Source organism: Pseudonocardia sp. ICBG601 (assembly GCF_020496245.1).
This window is the reverse complement of sequence record NZ_JAHLJA010000071.1, coordinates 19484-35444: the sequence shown is the minus strand read 5'-3', so window position 1 is coordinate 35444 and position 15961 is coordinate 19484. Positions and strand designations below refer to the sequence as shown.

Here is a 15961-nt window from a genome sequence, read left to right as displayed (position 1 = left end):
AATCCTTCTCCAGAGTCTCGACCACGGCGTCGTATCCGCTGTTGCCCAGGACCAGCCGGCGGGGCGGCGGATCCTGCGACATCGCCGTGATCACCGCACGGGCGCCGCGGTGCGGGTCGCCGGGCTGCACGCCGTCCATCCCGACGAAGACGGCCCGGACCTGCTCCAACATCTCGTGGTAGACCGGGATCGCCTCCTCGACGGCTTCGTCGGCGAACCCGGTGTAGGCGTTGGTGCGGAACGCTCCCGGTTCGACGGTCAGTACGGAGATGCCCTGGGCGGCGACCTCGTCGCGCAGCGCGTCGGTGACGGCTTCGACGGCGAACTTCGTCGCGCTGTAGTAGCCGAATCCGGGCGCCGAGACGAGTCCGGCCACCGAGGACACGTTGACGATCCACCCGTCGCCGCGGGCACGCATCCCCGGCAGCACGGCACGCGTCACGGAGAGCACGGCGAAGAAGTTCAGCTCGAACATCGCCCGCATCGCGGACTCGTCCATCGCCTCGATGGATCCGTACCAGCCGCGGCCGGCGTTGTTGACCAGCACGTCGATACCGCCGAAGTGCTCCTCGGCCGTGCGAACGGCGCGCTGCACCTGTGCCGCGTCGGTGAGCTCCAGCGGCACGACGAGAACGGGGTCGCCGTACCGCTCCGCCCAGGTCGCCAACTCCGTGGGGCGGCGGGAGGTCAGCACCACGCGGTCTCCGGTGTCGAGCGCGGCCTCGGCGAAGGCAATCCCGAAGTTGCCGGGTGTGCCACCGGTGATGAACCATCGCCGGGTCACGGCTCGATCACCAGCCGACGGATCGCCGCACCATCGAGGGTGAAGCGGTAGTTCAGGTCGACGACCCCGCCCGGGAAGTCGCCCTCCAGGTGCTGTCCGACGTCGACGCCCGTGGCGGTCGTGGACGCACCGGTGAACTCGGCGGTGTAGGTGTACTCGGTGACCGCGGTCGCCAGCCAGGCCCTGATCTCGTCGGTGCCCGCGTGGTCGTGGCCGTCATCGGTCACCACGGCGTCGGGGGTGAAGGTGGCGAGCGCCCGATCGAACTCCCGGGAGTCGAGTGCGCCCATGAACGTTCTCACGGAGGCTTATTCAGGGCCCGTGAAATAACGATCTAGCCCGGCGTGTCGGGTTGGGCGACAGCCCGTCCATCGCGAAGATTGGTTTGTCGAATCAATCCGAGATGAATGGGCTGTCGCAGTATGTACTATACCACTGGCTTTCGGCGTGATGAGATTCAGGATCTTGCCGCTCTGGTGCATGAGCAGGATCAGCGGAACGCGACTGGCCTGCGACGGCCTTGGCCGCCGATTCTGGGATTGTTCTGGTCGGTGGTGATCACGTTGGCGTATCTGCGCGGGAATCGTGTGCAGTGGGAGTTGGCGGAAACCTACGGGGTGTCGCAGTCGACGGTCAGTCGAGCGATCGCGGGGGTGACACCGTTGCTGGCGCAGGCGCTGCGGAGTGTCGTTCCGACTGCGGAGGAGCTTCGTGCCGATCGGCAGTACATCATCGACGGAACCCTGCTGCCCTGCTGGTCATGGACCGCCGTACCAGGTCTGTGGTCGGGCAAGCATCGCACCACCGGCGTCGTCGTCCAGGTCGCAGCCACCCTGGAAGGGCAGCTGTCGTGGATCTCCGACCCGACCCCAGGCTCCCGACACGACCTACATTGCCTCGACCAATCCGGCGCCCTCGACCACCTCGCCACATACCCACCGATCGGCGATAAAGGCTACATCGGGCGCGGCATGCTCACCCCGTTCAAAAAACAACCCGGCCGGGAACTTCTCGACTGGCAGAAAACATTCAACAAGAGCCTCAACCGCACACGCGCCACCATCGAGCGAGTCATCGCCCATATCAAGAGGCTTATTCAGGCCCCGTGAAATAACGATCTAGCCCGGCGTGTCAGGTTGGGCGACAGCCCGTCCATCGCGAATATTGGTTTGTCGAATCAATCCGAGATGAATGGGCTGTCGCAGTATGTACTATACCACTGGCTTTCGGCGTGATGAGATTCAGGATCTTGCCGCTCTGGTGCATGAGCAGGATCAGCGGAACGCGACTGGCCTGCGACGGCCTTGGCCGCCGATTCTGGGATTGTTCTGGTCGGTGGTGATCACGTTGGCGTATCTGCGCGGGAATCGTGTGCAGTGGGAGTTGGCGGAAACCTATGGGGTGTCGCAGTCGACGGTTAGTCGAGCGATCGCGGGGGTGACACCGTTGCTGGCGCAGGCGCTGCGGAGTGTCGTTCCGACTGCGGAGGAGCTTCGTGCCGATCGGCAGTACATCATCGATGGAACCTTGCTGCCCTGCTGGTCATGGACCGCCGTACCAGGTCTGTGGTCGGGCAAGCATCGCACCACCGGCGTCGTCGTCCAGGTCGCAGCCACCCTGGAAGGGCAGCTGTCGTGGATCTCCGACCCGACCCCAGGCTCCCGACACGACCTACATTGCCTCGACCAATCCGGCGCCCTCGACCACCTCGCCACATACCCACCGATCGGCGATAAAGGCTACATCGGGCGCGGCATGCTCACCCCGTTCAAAAAACAACCCGGCCGGGAACTTCTCGACTGGCAGAAAACATTCAACAAGAGCCTCAACCGCACACGCGCCACCATCGAGCGAGTCATCGCCCATATCAAGTCGTGGAAAGTTCTCCACACAGACTACCGCCGACCCTACGCCACATTTAAAACGACGATCTCGGCAGTCATCGGACTCATCTTCTACGCACTTACCTGACGGAGCCTGAATAAGCCTCACGGTTTCCGGGAGTGTTTCCCATTCTGCTGTGGACATGGCGCCACGATGGAGCTTCACGTGAGGGGAAGGTCAACCCGTGATCGCGGGAATGCCGCGACGTTGACCTTGCCCCAGGGGGAGGGCAGGGCCCCGGCAAAGTCGCTAGATGATCTTGTAGGTGGTCAGTGGTCGATGGGGGTCGCGGGCGTGGTGGCGGAGTGCTGCGGCGATGTTGCTGACGCCGTGCAGGCGTAGCGCGGTGATCGCGAGGTTCCGCAACGCCGACATGACCTGCGGGGCGTGACCGGTGTGGGCGGTGGCGCGGTCTTCGTCGAAGCAGACATCACGGACCCAGTGCAGGCGATTCTCGATCGACCAGTGCCCACGGATCCAGCGGGCGAGCAGTCCTGGATCGGCGTCGGTGCTGGTCAGGCTGGTGATCGCGTAGGCGGTCTCGGTTCTCCACTTCCCGCCAGGCCGCAGTGGGCGACGCCGGCGCACCAGCTTGATCGCCTGGGATGCGTGGGGGAAGAACTCTGCGCCCAGGTCGGGACAGGGGTGCAGGCTGACCACGCTGATCGTGCGGGTCTCGACGCGGCCGTGCCCACGCCCGCGTTGACGATCAGCGACGCCGATCTGGGTCCAGGGCAGCGCCCGTACCCGTGCCAGCAGCGTGGGCTGGTTCGCTTTGATCGTCATCAGGTAGTGCCCGCCGCGGCGGTGTAGGTAGTCGGCGTGGGCTCGCTGGGTGTGCAGAGCGTCCGCGGTGACCAGTACATCGTCGAGGTCGAGGGGGTCGAGCAGCGCGGTGAACGCGGTGATCTCGCTGCCCTTCTCTGCGACCTGAACCTGGCCGAGCACGCCACCGCTGGTCTGGTCGAGCACCGACACCAGATGCGGGAGCCAGACCCTGCCGTCGGCGGCACGGACGCGGGCGCCGCGCAGGGTCTTGCCGTCCAAGGCCAGCACGCGACGCTGTTCTCGCCGGGGTGTGCCCTCCGGGGCCGGCTGGGCGCTGAGCTGGGGCAACACCCAGGACTGCAACGCCGCCTCCAGCGCCGAGGCGTCGACCCGTTGCAGGACCCGGCGGATGGTCGACTCGTGCGGAGCGACCGCGCCCACCCCGAGCACGTCCAGCACGGCGCGGCCGACGTCATGGGCGTACTCGGCGATCGCGGTGAACGACCGGGCCCCCGCCAACACCGCGCACGCCCCCAGTAGCAACACCGCGAGGACACCGTGGCGGACACCGCGTGGTTTCCGCGGGTCCGGCACTCGCGACAGGGCCTCCACCAGCGACAACCCCGCCGCCTCACCGACCGGCGCGGCTCTCCCCGCGTCAGGACCGACCTCCAGGCCTTCCAGAGCAGCAACGATCGGAGACACTGACACTGCGGACACAGGCTTCCTGACGTGAGCAAGGATTCGACACCCTCATGATCACGCCAAGCCTGTGTCCGCACCCACCCCGCACGTCACCGCAGCTCAGGACCCACCCATCACGACTTTGCCGGGGCCCTGAGGGGGAGGGTCCAGGGTTTGTCCCGCTCGACGCAGGTGACGCCACGCAGAGGAGGACGCGATGGGAGCCCAGGTCTCGATCGGTGACTTCGCGCTGATGAGCGGCCTGAGCCGCAAGGCGCTACGCCACTACCACGACATCGGGATCCTCGAACCGGCCCACATCGACCCCGACACCGGCTACCGCTTCTACGACACCGGCCAGGTCGACCATGCGCACATTATCCGCCGGTTCCGCTCGCTGGGCATGTCCATTCCGGACATCAAGGCGCTCCTGAGCACCGACGATGCCGGGGCACGCACCGAGATCATCACCACCCATCTCGAACAGATGGAGGCTGCGCTCGCCCAGACCCGTGACACCGTGGGGGCCCTGCGTGAACTGCTCACCCCGACGAGACCTCCCACCGACGTCACGTTGCGCCACGAGCCGGCGCTCCCCGTGTGGTCCATCAGCGCCGTCATCGACGTTTCCGAGATCGACGACTGGTTCACAGCGTCACTGTGGACACTGCACCAGGCCGTCGCCCCGGCCCCGGGCCCGCCTGACGCGATGGTGCCGGGCGGCCTCTACGAGAGAGCACTGTTCCTCGAACAGCAGGGCCGCGCCACCATGTTCGTCCCCGCGCCACCGTCCATCGATCCGCCCGAGGGGGTCCAGGCCGAGGTCCTCCCCAGGACCGAGTTCGCGGTGCTCACCCATCCCGGCGGCCACGACGGCATCGACCGCAGCTACGCGGCCCTGGGGATCTATGTCAACGAGCATCTGATCAGCAGGCAGGGACCCATCCGCGAACACTATGTCGGCGGCACTCCCACGGATCCGGCCCGGTTCACCGCCACCGAGATCTGCTGGCCGATCTTCGGCACCACCGCATCATCGGAATGAGCGGAGACCGCTGAGCGTCGTCCACTCGTACCCGCCGCCGTGAATCACCGGGGTCAGCCGGTGCTCGGCAGGTCCCGCACGAAGGTCAGGACGGCCTGCGCGAGCCGCTCCGGCTGGTCGAACGGGAGACCGTGCCCGGCGTCGTCGACCTGGTGGACCCGCAGGAGCGGGTTGAGCTCGCACAGCTCGGTGGCCACGCCGAGGGTGACCACGGGCTTGTCGCCGATGACGAGCAGCGTCGGCACGTCGAGCGCGCTGACCAGCTCACGGTACGGCGGGTTGGGCGGCGTCAGGACGTCGAACGCGGCCGGGCTCGTGCTCAGTCGCGCGTCCACCTGCAGCTCGACGAGCTCCGGTGAGCGATGTGCGTGCCGCGCGAGCGCGTCGTCCAGGAGCGCCGACCTCCCCTGGTGCAGGGCGTGGCGGTGCTGCTCGGCGACGTCACTCTCGTACACCTGCTGTTGCCACTCGCTGCTCAGGAAGGTGGGATCCACGAGGACGAGCCCGCGCACCAGGTGACCGATCCGGGTCGCGGCCAGCGCTGCCGTCATGCCGCCCATCGAGTGACCGATCAGCACCGGGCGACGAAGGCCCAGCTCCTGGATCAAGCCGCCCACGTCAGCGGCGAGATCCGGGTAGCGGTAGCCGGAGTCCGGAGCACTTGAGCGCCCGTGCCCGCGCGCGTCGGGCATGATCACGTCCAGCTCCGCCTCGAGCACGCGAGCCACCGGCGTCCAGCCTGCTCCACTGCCCATCAGGCCGTGGAGCAGTAGGGCGGGAGGCTTGTCCTGACCGGTCCGGAGGTAGGAGATCGTCACGCCGTTCACCTCGGCGTCGAAGGTGGGCCAGGACGGCATGACGGGGATGCTACGCAGCGAGTGACCGGCCCACGGGGTCGCGCACCACGGTGCGCAGGTGGTCCTGCGGCGTGCTGGCGGTGAACGGTTGTGGACCGTTCCTGTCCGAAACCCCCGCCTATCCTGCGACGGTGCTCAGCGCCTCGCACCGGCTCCTCCAGCTCCTCACGGTCCTGTCGACCCGCCCGGAGTGGTCGGGCGCCGAGCTGGCGGACCGGCTGGGCGTCCACGAGCGGACCGTCCGCCGCGACGTCGTCAAGCTCCGCGAGCTCGGGTACGGCGTCGAGACCTCGACCGGACCGTTCGGTGGGTACCGGCTCGTCGCCGGGGCACGGATGCCCCCACTGAGCCTCGACGACGACGAGGCGCTGGCCACCGCGATCGCGCTCCGCCGGCTCGCGTGGAGCCACCCCGACGGCGAGGGACGCGCGGCGCCGGCGGCCCTGTCGAAGCTGCGCCGCTCGTTGCCGCCCCGGGCGGCCGAGGCCCTCGGCCGGTTCGACCGCGCGATCGCCGAGGCGGGGGAGCGGCCGGACACCCACGGCGAGGTGGATCCGGACATCCTGACCGCACTCGCCGGCGCCTCCCGGACCCGTGACCGCGTCCGGTTCCGCTACCGCGACCGCCGCGGGACGGGGAGCACCCGCGCGGTGGAGCCCGAGCAGGTCGTCCGCACCGCGCACCGGTGGTACCTCGTCGCCTGGGACCTCGACCGCCGGGACTGGCGGGTGTTCCGGGTCGACCGCGTCGACGGCGTCGTCGTCACCGGGCCGGCGGACCCGCGCCGCCGGGAGGTCGACGCGACGGCCCTGGTCGAGCAGGCGATCACCACCACGCCCTACGCGACCTACGCCGAGGTCGAGATCCACCGCTCCCTCGACGAGACCCGCGCCCTGCTCCCGGCCACCATCGCGCGGCATCGCGCCGACGGCCCGGACCGGACCCTGAGCACGATCGGCGGGCTCGACGCGCGGTGGATCGCGGAGTTCCTGCTCCGGCTCGGGGTCACGTTCCGGGTGCTCGGGCCCGACGACGTCCGGGAGCACGTCGTGGCCCGGTTGGAGGAGCTGCTGGCGTTGCAGCGCGCCCCGTGACGCGGGCCACCACTGCTGGTTCCAGACAGGTCCGGTCCGGAACCGGACCTAGCGTCGTCGTCACACGAGACGAAGGGCCTGACCATGACCGACGGACTGTCCGACGCGCGCAGCCGCGCCCGCGAGGTGCGGGCGCTCTACGAGCAGCTCGAGGACCGGCTGCTGGGACGCACCTGGACCCTCCCGGAGCTGGCGCTCGGGTTCACCCACGACGCCGCCTACGTCGGGCGGCTGGTGCTCGCGGCCGAACGCACCTGGGACATCGACGGCGACACCGACGCCGAGCTGCGGCACAAGCTCGCCGAGTGCCTGTGGTGGCTCTTCGTGCTCGCCGACCGGCTCGACGTCGTCCTCCCCGAGGCCTACGGCGCCACGATGCAGCGCATCGGGGACGGGCTGCGGCGCGCGGTCGCCGACGGGGCCGGATGACGTCGCGCCCGCGACTGCAGGCGAGGTGCGCGACGGGCCCTCAGCCCCCGGGGCGGCCGAGCCGGTGGTGCCGGATGCGCGCCTTCATCTCGGCGACGCCGTCGGCGAACCGCTGTGTATAGATCACTTCGACGGCGGCGGCACCGGCCGCCGTGACCGCACCGTCGGCGTCGATCAGCCCGCGGTCGTGCAGCTGCCGGGCCACCGGGGCCCGCAGCTGGTCGACCCGGGCGTCCCGGCCGTCGAGCAGCTCCAGCGCCCGTGCCTGCTCGGTGGACAGGTACATCGGCTCACCCCCTGCCCTGGGTTCGTACCGGGGCCGGGGCAGGTTCACGCCGAAGCGCCGGACGGTCAGATCAGCCCTGCCGCGCGGGCCGCGATGACCGCCCGCGCCCGGTTCTGGGCGTCGAGCTTGCGCATGGCGCTGTGCAGGTAGGCCTTGACCGTCCCCACGGTGATCCCCAGCTGCGCCGCGATCTCGGCGTTGGTCGCGCCCACCGCGACGTGCTGCAGCGCCTCGATCTCCCGCGGTGAGAGGGCGGGAGCCTCTCCGCCCGTCCGGCCCGGCGCCGGGCGCGCCCCGGCGAGGCCGTCGTGGATCCGGCTCAGCCGTGTGCGCAGCTCCGGGTCGTCGGTGCTCTCGATCAGCGCGGCGAGCTCCAGCAGCGCACCGGCCCGGCTCTCGGCGTCCGCGACGACCGGGACGGTGGGCGGAGAGTGCTGGTCGAGCAGGGCCGTGGCGTCCCGGGCGATGGTGGCGGCCACGATGCCCGCGTTGCGGACCGCGACGTCGCCGATCGGCCGGTGCTCGCGCATCGCCCCGTACACCACGCCACGGACCGAGCCGTGGACGATGATCGGATAGGCCAGGATCGATGCGAGCCGCTCGTTCTCGACGACGACGTGGTCGTAGTCGTGGGTGATCCCCGGGGTCGAGGCGTAGTCGCTCACCCGGCACGGGATGCGGCGGGCCATCGCGGCGCCGCCGAGGCCGCGCCCGGACAGGACGCTGAGCAGCCGCAGCGAGTCGCCGAAGGTGCCGATCAGCTGGTTGATCGTGAGCTGCAGGCCGTCGCGCACCGTCCGGGTCGTCCCGCCGAAGACGACCGGCAGACCGGTCGTCGAGCTGAGCTCGTGGAGCCGGCGGGGCATGACCCGCTCCAGCGCACGGGCGACCGCGTCGTCGTCCAGCACGAGTGCTCCTCCCTGTCCCGTCGGCGTCCTCGCCGGCCCGGGCGGCCTCGTCGTGCGCAACGAGTCACGACTGGTGGGGTTCTCCCAGAGATCGCCGGGTCCGTCAACCGGATCCGAACACTGACTTCGGTTGGTAGCGGGCGGTGGGCCGGCGCGGCGAGTCTCGGTCCGTCCGCCAGGCCGCGCTCGACGAGGAGCCCGCATGACCCCTCCTCCACGACGTTCGCGGTGGCGTTCTCCGCCCGCCCGGTGACCGCCCCGACGACGGTCCGACCGCCCCACCGACCCCGAGGACGTCCGCCCCATGGGCAACCACGACATCTACCGCGACGCCCGCGACCGGCTCGTCGCGCTGCACGGCGAGCACGAGAAGGCCGTCGCCGACTTCACCTGGCCGCAGTTCGACGGCGCCTTCCAGTGGGCGCACGACTGGTTCGACGTCATCGCCGACGGCGAGACGCGGACCGCGCTGCGCATCGTGGAGGAGGACGGCGCGGAGGGCGCCTGGACCTTCGACGAGCTGCGCCGCCGCTCCAACCAGGTGGCCCGCTGGCTGGCATCGCACGGGGTCGGGCGCGGGGACAGCGTGCTGGTCATGCTGGGCAACCGCGTCGAGCTGTGGGAGTCGATGCTCGCGGTGATGAAGCTCGGCGCGGTGATCATGCCGACGACCACCGCGCTCGGCGCCGTCGACCTGCCGGACCGGCTGGAGCGCGGCCGCGCCCGGTTCGTGATCGCCGACGCGTCCTGCACGGGCAAGTTCGAGGGACTCCTCGACGGGCGCATCGCGATCTCGGTCGGCGGCTCCGCCGAGGGCTGGCTGGACCTCGCCGATTCCCGCGACGTGGACGACGCACCCGTCGAGCACCCGGGCACCACCGCCGACGACCGGCTGCTGCTGTACTTCACCTCCGGCACCACCAGCCGGCCGAAGCTGGTCGAGCACACCCAGGCGTCGTACCCGGTCGGACATCTGTCCACGATGTACTGGCTGGGCATCACCCCGGGCGACGTGCACCTCAACATCAGCTCGCCGGGCTGGGCCAAGCACGCGTGGAGCTGCTTCTTCGCGCCGTGGATCGCCGGGGCGACGATCTTCCTCTACAACTACAGCCGCTTCGACGCGGCGTCGCTGCTCGACCAGATCCGGGACAAGGGCGTCACTACGTTCTGCGCGCCGCCGACGGTGTGGCGGATGCTGATCAAGGCCGACCTGTCCGGCGGGCCCGGCTCGCTGCGCGAGGTCATCGCGGCCGGCGAGCCGCTCAACCCGGAGATCATCGAGCAGGTCCGGGCGCAGTGGGGACTGACCCTGCGCGACGGGTTCGGCCAGACCGAGACGACGGCGTTGGTGGGCAACACGCCCGGCTCCGTCGTGAAGCCGGGGTCGATGGGCCGCCCGTTGCCCGGCGTCCCGGTGGTGCTGGTCGACGAGCTCACCGGCGAGGTCTCCGACACCGAGGGCGAGATCTGCATCGACCTCGCCCGGCGCCCCACCAGCCTGATGGTCGGGTACCTGGACATGCCGGAGAAGACCGCCGACGCCATGGCAGGCGGCTTCTACCACACCGGCGACACCGCGACCCGCGACTCCGACGGCTACCTGTTCTACGTCGGCCGCACCGACGACGTGTTCAAGGCCAGCGACTACAAGATCTCGCCGTTCGAGCTGGAGAGCGTGCTCGTCGAGCACCCGGCGGTGCTGGAGGCGGCCGTGGTGCCGCAGCCCGACCCGGTGCGGCTCGCCGTGCCGAAGGCCTACATCGCGCTCGCCTCCGGCCACGAGCCGACCCGGGAGACCGCGGTCGCGATCTTCGCCCACGCCCGGGACCACCTCGCGCCCTACCTGCGGGTGCGGCGCATCGAGTTCTTCGAGCTGCCGAAGACGATCTCCGGCAAGATCCGCCGTGTGGAGCTGCGGGCCCGCGAGCGCGACGAGGCGGGAGCGGCTGCGGGCGGGGAGTGGCGCTACGAGGACCTCCCGGAGCTGAAGGCCTGACCGGTCGCCGGCCCGGGCGCCCTGCCCGGGCCGGCACCGTGGCAGACCGGGAGGCCGGTCAGGCCCGCCGGTCGTCGTCGTGGTCGTGGTGCCCGGGAGGCGGGGCCTGCCGACCGGCACGCCACCGCCGCACCATCCGCGGGAGCTCGGCGCGCAGGAACGCGAAGAAGTCGGCGGTCTCCCGCAGCCGTGCCCCGGCGGCGGCGTCGGTGGAGGCGTCGGCGCCGTCGGTGAGGATGTCCTCCAGGGTCTGCAGCCGGTGGTCCTGGTGGGCGACGGCCGCCATCCACGCGTCGGGTCGCACCACGTAGGTGATCCGGCGTTCCTCCCGGCGGGCGACGTCGACGAGGCCGAGGCCACGCAGCATCTTCGCGCCGTTGGAGATCGCCGACGCCCCCACGCCGAGTCGCGTGGACAGGTCCGCGGCGGTGAGCGCCCCCTCGGGCGTCGCCATCAGCGTGGCGAAGATCCGCGCGGACATCCGCGGCCAGCCGGAGTTCGTGAGCGCCTCGGTGAACCGTGCGACGAACTCGGGGTCCGTGCTCTCGGCCATGCGGCGTTCCTCCGGTCTCGACGACTGCCAGCTACTTCATGAATTTCATGAATCAGGTGTAGCTTACCGCGCATGGCGGATGTCCTGGAGATGCGGCAGGTCGTGAAGTCCTTCGGTCGGACCCGGGCGCTGGACGGCCTCGACCTGACGGTGCGGCCCGGAGAGGTCCTCGGACTCCTCGGCCCCAACGGAGCGGGCAAGTCGACGACGATCCGGATCTTGCTCGGCATGCTCCGGGCCGACGCCGGCGAGGTGCGGGTCCTGGGTGCGGACCCGTGGACGGGTGCGCCCGCGGTCCGTCGACGTCTCGCGTACGTGCCCGGAGACGTCAGCTTCTGGCCGAACCTCACGGGCGGCGAGGTGATCGACCTCCTCACGCGGATGCACGGCGGCCGGGACCGGCGTCGCCGGGACGAGCTCGTCGAGCGGTTCGCGCTCGATCCGAGCAGGCGGTGCCGCAGCTACTCGAAGGGCAACCGGCAGAAGGTCGGGCTCGTCGCGGCGCTCAGCGTGTCCGCGGACCTGCTGGTCCTCGACGAGCCCACGTCAGGTCTGGACCCGCTGATGGAGGAGGTGTTCACGCGGTGTGTCGTCGAGGCCCGCGCCGGGGGGCAGGCGGTCCTGCTGTCCTCGCACATCCTCTCCGAGGTCGAGCGCCTCTGCGACCGGGTGAGCATCGTGCGGTCCGGCAGGGTCGTCGAGACCGGCACTCTCGCGCAGCTGCGCGGACACGGCGCCACCGTGGTGGTCGCGACGCTGACCAGGCCACCGGTCGGACTGACCGGGCTCCCCGGGGTCCAGGACGTCGACGTCGACGGGCACCGGGTCGAGCTGACGACGACCCGCCTCGACGAGGTCATGTCGCACCTGGCGGATCTGGGGATCGAGACCCTGAGCGTCACGCCGCCCACACTCGAGGACCTGTTCCTGCACTACTACGCACGCGACCTCGCCGGAGCGACGGCGTGAGCGCGCTGACCGGGACGTCGACGATGGTGGGTCTGGTCGCGAGGCGCGAGCGCCTGCGGGGCACCGCCTGGTTCGTGACATCGGGGCTGCTGCTCGTGCTGGTCGCGGCGGGGGTCGTCGCGACCTACCCGACGGATGTCGCCCGGGCCGCTCTCGCGGCCTCGGTCGACGCCGCCGCCGGGGAGGTGTTCCTCATCGGCCCGGTCGTCGGCAGCAGCGTCGGGGCGGTCGCGTCGTGGCGCACGTCCGGCGTCGCCACGCTGGTGGTCAGCCTGGCGGCGGTCCTGCTCGTGGTGCGCTCCACGCGGGCCACCGAGGAGGACGGCACCGGGGAGCTGCTGGGGGCGGTGCCCGTGGGGCGGGCCGCCTCGGCGGCGGCCGCGCTCGTCGTCGCCGCCGTCGGGGCGCTGCTGGCCGGCACGGTGGCCGCCATCGGCTTCGTCGCCGTCGGCGCGGCGACCGGTGGATCGGCCCTGGTCGGGGCTCAGGTCGTGACCGTCGGGGTGCTCGCCGCGGCCACGGCGGTCCTGGCCGGCCAGGTGATGCGGACCGCGCGGGGAGCGAACGCCGTCGCGCTGGGCTGCGTCGGCGTGTTCTTCCTGCTCCGCGGAGCGGGTGACGTGGCCGGCGGGGCCGCTCGATCGGCCACGCCGTTCGGCTGGATCGCGGCGGTCCGTCCCTTCGTCTCCGACGACGCCGCCGCGCTCGTCCCGGCGCTCGCGCTGGCGGCGGTGCTGGCCGGGACCGGACTGTGGATCGCGGCCGGTCGTGACCTCGGTTCCGGCCTGCTCCCGGACCTGCCGGGACCGGCCCGCGCCGGAGCCGCGCTGCGCGGGCCCCTCACGCTGGCGCTGCGCAACGCCCGCGGCTCCGTCGTGGGGTGGAGCGCGACCGCACTGCTGGTCGGCGTGCTGATCGGCGGGGTGTCCTCGACGGTGGACGGCCAGGCGTCCCTCGGCCTGGGTGGATCGGCGGGGAGTGGCCCGGGGCTGGTGGCGGTCGCCCTGTACCTCTCCCCGCTGTTCGCCGCGATCCTCGGGATCCGCACCACCCTGCGGCTGAGATCGGACGTGACCTCCGGTCGGGCCGAGCTGCTCCTGTCCCGGCCGGTCGCGCGTGCCCGGTGGCTCCTCGCGCACACCGTGGCCGGGACCGTCGCCGCGACCGGGGTGCTCCTGGCGTTCGGGGTCGGCCTCGCCGTGACCCGCGTCGGGAGCGACCCGTGGTCGTCCGCGCTCCTGGCCGTGTCCGGCGTGCTGCGGTCTCCGGCGGCCTGGGTGTTCACGGCACTCGCCACGGTGGCGCTGACCGTGGTTCCGCGGGCCGCCGGCCCCCTGGTCCTCGTCGTCCTCGGGGCCTTCCAAGTGCTGGAGCTCGCCGTCGAGTTCCGCCTCGTGCCGCCTGACGTGCTCGTCGTGTCACCCTTCGCGCTCGTCCCACAGCTCCCCGACGGTCCGGTCCACCTGGCGTCGGGCCTGCTGCTCGTCCTGGTGGCGGCCGCTCTCGTCGCGGCGGGGGTGGCGAACGCCGGTCGTCGCGACGTGGTCTGAGGTGGTGGGCCGACCGGGTGTCGGCGTGGATCACGGCCGGGCCGGCGGGCGTCCCGGCCCGGCCGTGCCGTCACAGGTCCAGCTGCACCTCGGCCCCAGCGGCCCGGGAGACGCACACGCAGAGCCGGTCCCCGGCGGCCCGCTCGTCGTCGGTCAGGTAGCTGTCCCGGTGCTCGACCGCGCCGCCGAGCACCGGGGTCACACACGTCCCGCAGATGCCCTGCTCGCAGGAGGAGGGCACGTCGACCCCCGCGGCCCGGAGGGACTCCAGCAGCGTGTCGGTCTCCGCGACCTCGACGGTCCGCCCGCTGCGCCCGAGCACGGCCTTGAACCGCCGGGCGCCCGCCGGGGCGGTCCCGGTGGCGACGAAGCGCTCGTCGTGCACCGTGCCCGCCGGCCAGCCGTGCACCCGGGCCCGGTCGTGGACCGCGTCGATCAGACCGGCCGGGCCGCAGACGTAGACGTGGTCCCCGGCTCCTGGTGAGGCCAGCACCCGGTCGAGGACGGCGCCGGTGCCGGCCGGGTCCAGCCCCAGGTGGTGGGTGGCGGCGGGGTCGGCGGACAGCTCGTCGAGGAACGGCAGGTGTGCCTCGGAGCGGGCGAAGTGGTGCAGCTCGACGGACTCGCCCGCGGCGCGCAGCGCCCGCAGCATGGCGATCAGCGGGGTGATCCCGATGCCACCCGCGACGAGCACGTGCCGGGTCGCCCCGGCGGCGAGCGGGAAGGTGTTGCGGGGTGCGGAGACGGCGACCGGGTCGCCGGGCCGCAGTGCGTGTACCGCGGCCGAACCGCCGCGGGACGGCTCCTCGCGCTGGACGGCCAGCGTGTAGCGGCCGTCGTGGGAGTCGTCGCACAGCGAGTACTGGCGGACGAGGCCGCCGGCGAGCCGCAGGTCGACGTGGCCGCCCGGCTCGCCCGGGGGCAGCGGGCTCCCGTCGGCGGCGGCGAGGTGCAGCACCCGGATGCCCACCGCGGCCTCGGTGATCCCGGCGACGACGGCCGGGGTCCACCGGGGCCGGGGCGCCGGGCCCCGGTCCTCGGCGATCAGCCGGTCCATGATCCGCCGCCAGCGGACGACGCCGGAGTCGGTCTCCAGCAGCACCGGCTCCGGCGCGGTGTCCTCGCAGCGGGCGAACGCGGCGATCGTCGCGTGCTGCGCGCGGATCATCGGCTCGTCCTGCTCCTCGAACGCGAACCGGCGCAGGTCGGAGATCTTCAGCCGCATCTGCGGGGTCTCGGTGCCCGGCCGCACGCCCCAGCGCGACGCCGTCGTGAAGTAGTGCGTGGTGCTCGCCGTCTCCGGGGTGAGGATGTGGGTGCCGAGGTAGCCGACGCCCTCGGAACGAGGCCGTCCCGGCGTCGTGACGCCGACGTCGAGCAGCAGGTGCGACGGCGCGTTCCACCGGAAGTCGGTCCAGGTGTCGACCGGGGCGCCGTCGTCGTGGAACAGCATGTCGAACATGCCGGGGGGAGGCACCGACGCGGACTCCCGCACGACGTTGACCGTGTCGCCGTCCTGCCGCACGGTCGTCGCGGTGTCCAGCATGGCGCTGTTCCCGAGGATCCCGTCGTGCAGGAAGCTGGTGTGGCTGCAGTCGAGCAGGTTATCGACGATCAGGTCGTACGGCACGTCCATGACCAGGTGGTCGCGCCGGGTCGTGGTGTCCTCGGCGTCGAGGGTGCCGAAGTCGGGCAGCAGACCGTGATCGGGCTCCCGGTCACCGGCCCACCACCAGACCGCACCGTGCCGCTCCACCACGGTGTGCGCGGTGACCGCGGCGGCCCGCGGGACCACCCCGGCGCCGTGCGGGTTGCGCACGCACGCACCCGAGGTGTCGAACTCCAGGCCGTGGTAGCCGCAGGTGATCGTCCGGCCGTCGAAACGGCCGCGCGACAACGGCGCGAACCGGTGCGGGCAGCGGTCGTCGAGGGCGACCGGTCGGCCGTCGGCGTCGCGGGTGATCAGCAGCGGCCGTTCGAGCACCGTCCGCGACAGCATCGTGTCCGGGGTCAGCTCGCCCGACCAGGCCACCAGGTACCAGGTGTTGCGCAGGAACTCCACGACGCGTCCGCCCTCTCCGTCGACGACGTTTCTGAACTCACTCGTTCATGAATGTGCGGCGACGGGTGTGCCGGGTCAAGGGGCGCGGC

16 protein-coding genes are annotated in these 15961 nt (G+C 71.4%); 8 read left to right on the top strand and 8 right to left on the bottom strand.

Annotated elements, in window-relative coordinates; all coding sequences use genetic code 11:
- The coding region (locus tag KPL57_RS21250; protein ID WP_226352915.1) for an SDR family NAD(P)-dependent oxidoreductase at positions 1–784 on the bottom strand (784 nt) is incomplete at its 3' end.
- A complete protein-coding gene (locus tag KPL57_RS21245) occupies positions 781–1074 on the bottom strand; it encodes a nuclear transport factor 2 family protein (RefSeq protein ID WP_020622167.1) in 294 nt (97 codons plus the stop codon). The genes KPL57_RS21245 and KPL57_RS21250, both read right to left, overlap by 4 nt.
- Before the next feature lie 132 nt (positions 1075–1206).
- On the opposite strand from KPL57_RS21245, the gene KPL57_RS21240 reads away from it, so the two are divergent.
- Together KPL57_RS21240 and KPL57_RS21235 are read left to right on the top strand one after the other, a co-directional pair.
- Entirely contained in the window at positions 1207–1893 is a 687-nt protein-coding gene (locus KPL57_RS21240; protein WP_226352914.1) for a transposase, read from the top strand.
- Positions 1894–1990: 97 nt separating this feature from the next.
- A complete protein-coding gene (locus tag KPL57_RS21235) occupies positions 1991–2755 on the top strand; it encodes a transposase family protein (RefSeq protein WP_226350834.1) in 765 nt (254 codons plus the stop codon).
- Positions 2756–2917: 162 nt separating this feature from the next.
- Here KPL57_RS21235 and KPL57_RS21230 read toward each other — a convergent pair whose 3' ends face one another.
- Positions 2918–4141, bottom strand: a complete 1224-nt coding sequence (locus KPL57_RS21230; protein WP_226350739.1) for an ISAs1 family transposase — start codon at positions 4139–4141, stop codon at positions 2918–2920.
- A 196-nt stretch (positions 4142–4337) separates the two neighbouring features.
- Between KPL57_RS21230 and KPL57_RS21225 the strand changes: the two genes are divergently transcribed.
- Positions 4338–5165, top strand: a complete 828-nt coding sequence (locus KPL57_RS21225; protein WP_226352913.1) for a MerR family transcriptional regulator — start codon at positions 4338–4340, stop codon at positions 5163–5165.
- Between the two features lie 53 nt (positions 5166–5218).
- Here the strand turns inward: KPL57_RS21225 and KPL57_RS21220 are convergent, their stop codons facing one another.
- Entirely contained in the window at positions 5219–6022 is an 804-nt protein-coding gene (locus KPL57_RS21220) for an alpha/beta fold hydrolase (protein ID WP_226352912.1), read from the bottom strand.
- 131 nt (positions 6023–6153) lie between these two features.
- Between KPL57_RS21220 and KPL57_RS21215 the strand changes: the two genes are divergently transcribed.
- Together KPL57_RS21215 and KPL57_RS21210 are read left to right on the top strand one after the other, a co-directional pair.
- Positions 6154–7116, top strand: coding sequence for a YafY family protein (locus KPL57_RS21215; RefSeq protein ID WP_226352911.1), 963 nt, complete (start codon positions 6154–6156; stop codon positions 7114–7116).
- Positions 7117–7200: 84 nt separating this feature from the next.
- On the top strand, positions 7201–7545 hold the full coding sequence (locus KPL57_RS21210; protein ID WP_226352910.1) for a hypothetical protein: 345 nt from the start codon (positions 7201–7203) through the stop codon (positions 7543–7545).
- 40 nt (positions 7546–7585) lie between these two features.
- On the opposite strand, the gene KPL57_RS21205 is transcribed toward KPL57_RS21210, so the two are convergent.
- Complete coding sequence (locus KPL57_RS21205) at positions 7586–7831, bottom strand: hypothetical protein (protein WP_226352909.1); 246 nt, start codon at positions 7829–7831, stop codon at positions 7586–7588.
- Between the two features lie 65 nt (positions 7832–7896).
- Positions 7897–8739 carry a helix-turn-helix transcriptional regulator gene (locus KPL57_RS21200; RefSeq protein WP_226352908.1) on the bottom strand — a complete coding sequence of 281 codons (843 nt, stop codon included), beginning with the start codon at positions 8737–8739 and terminating at the stop codon, positions 7897–7899.
- A gap of 304 nt (positions 8740–9043) precedes the next feature.
- Here KPL57_RS21200 and KPL57_RS21195 point away from each other — a divergent pair, with 304 nt between their 5' ends.
- The gene (locus KPL57_RS21195) at positions 9044–10738 is read left to right on the top strand and encodes an AMP-binding protein (protein WP_226352907.1); all 1695 of its coding nucleotides are present in this window, start codon (positions 9044–9046) and stop codon (positions 10736–10738) included.
- 58 nt (positions 10739–10796) lie between these two features.
- Here KPL57_RS21195 and KPL57_RS21190 read toward each other — a convergent pair whose 3' ends face one another.
- Positions 10797–11291 (bottom strand): GbsR/MarR family transcriptional regulator, encoded by a 495-nt coding sequence (locus KPL57_RS21190; RefSeq protein WP_226352906.1) that lies wholly within the window; start codon positions 11289–11291, stop codon positions 10797–10799.
- Between the two features lie 72 nt (positions 11292–11363).
- Here KPL57_RS21190 and KPL57_RS21185 point away from each other — a divergent pair, with 72 nt between their 5' ends.
- Entirely contained in the window at positions 11364–12260 is an 897-nt protein-coding gene (locus KPL57_RS21185) for an ABC transporter ATP-binding protein (protein ID WP_226352905.1), read from the top strand.
- The gene (locus tag KPL57_RS21180; protein WP_226352904.1) at positions 12257–13810 is read left to right on the top strand and encodes an ABC transporter permease; all 1554 of its coding nucleotides are present in this window, start codon (positions 12257–12259) and stop codon (positions 13808–13810) included. Before KPL57_RS21185 ends, KPL57_RS21180 begins: the two co-directional genes overlap by 4 nt.
- 70 nt (positions 13811–13880) lie before the next feature.
- Here the strand turns inward: KPL57_RS21180 and KPL57_RS21175 are convergent, their stop codons facing one another.
- Positions 13881–15872 carry a Rieske 2Fe-2S domain-containing protein gene (locus KPL57_RS21175; RefSeq protein WP_226352903.1) on the bottom strand — a complete coding sequence of 664 codons (1992 nt, stop codon included), beginning with the start codon at positions 15870–15872 and terminating at the stop codon, positions 13881–13883.
- Between the last annotated feature and the right edge of the window lie 89 nt (positions 15873–15961).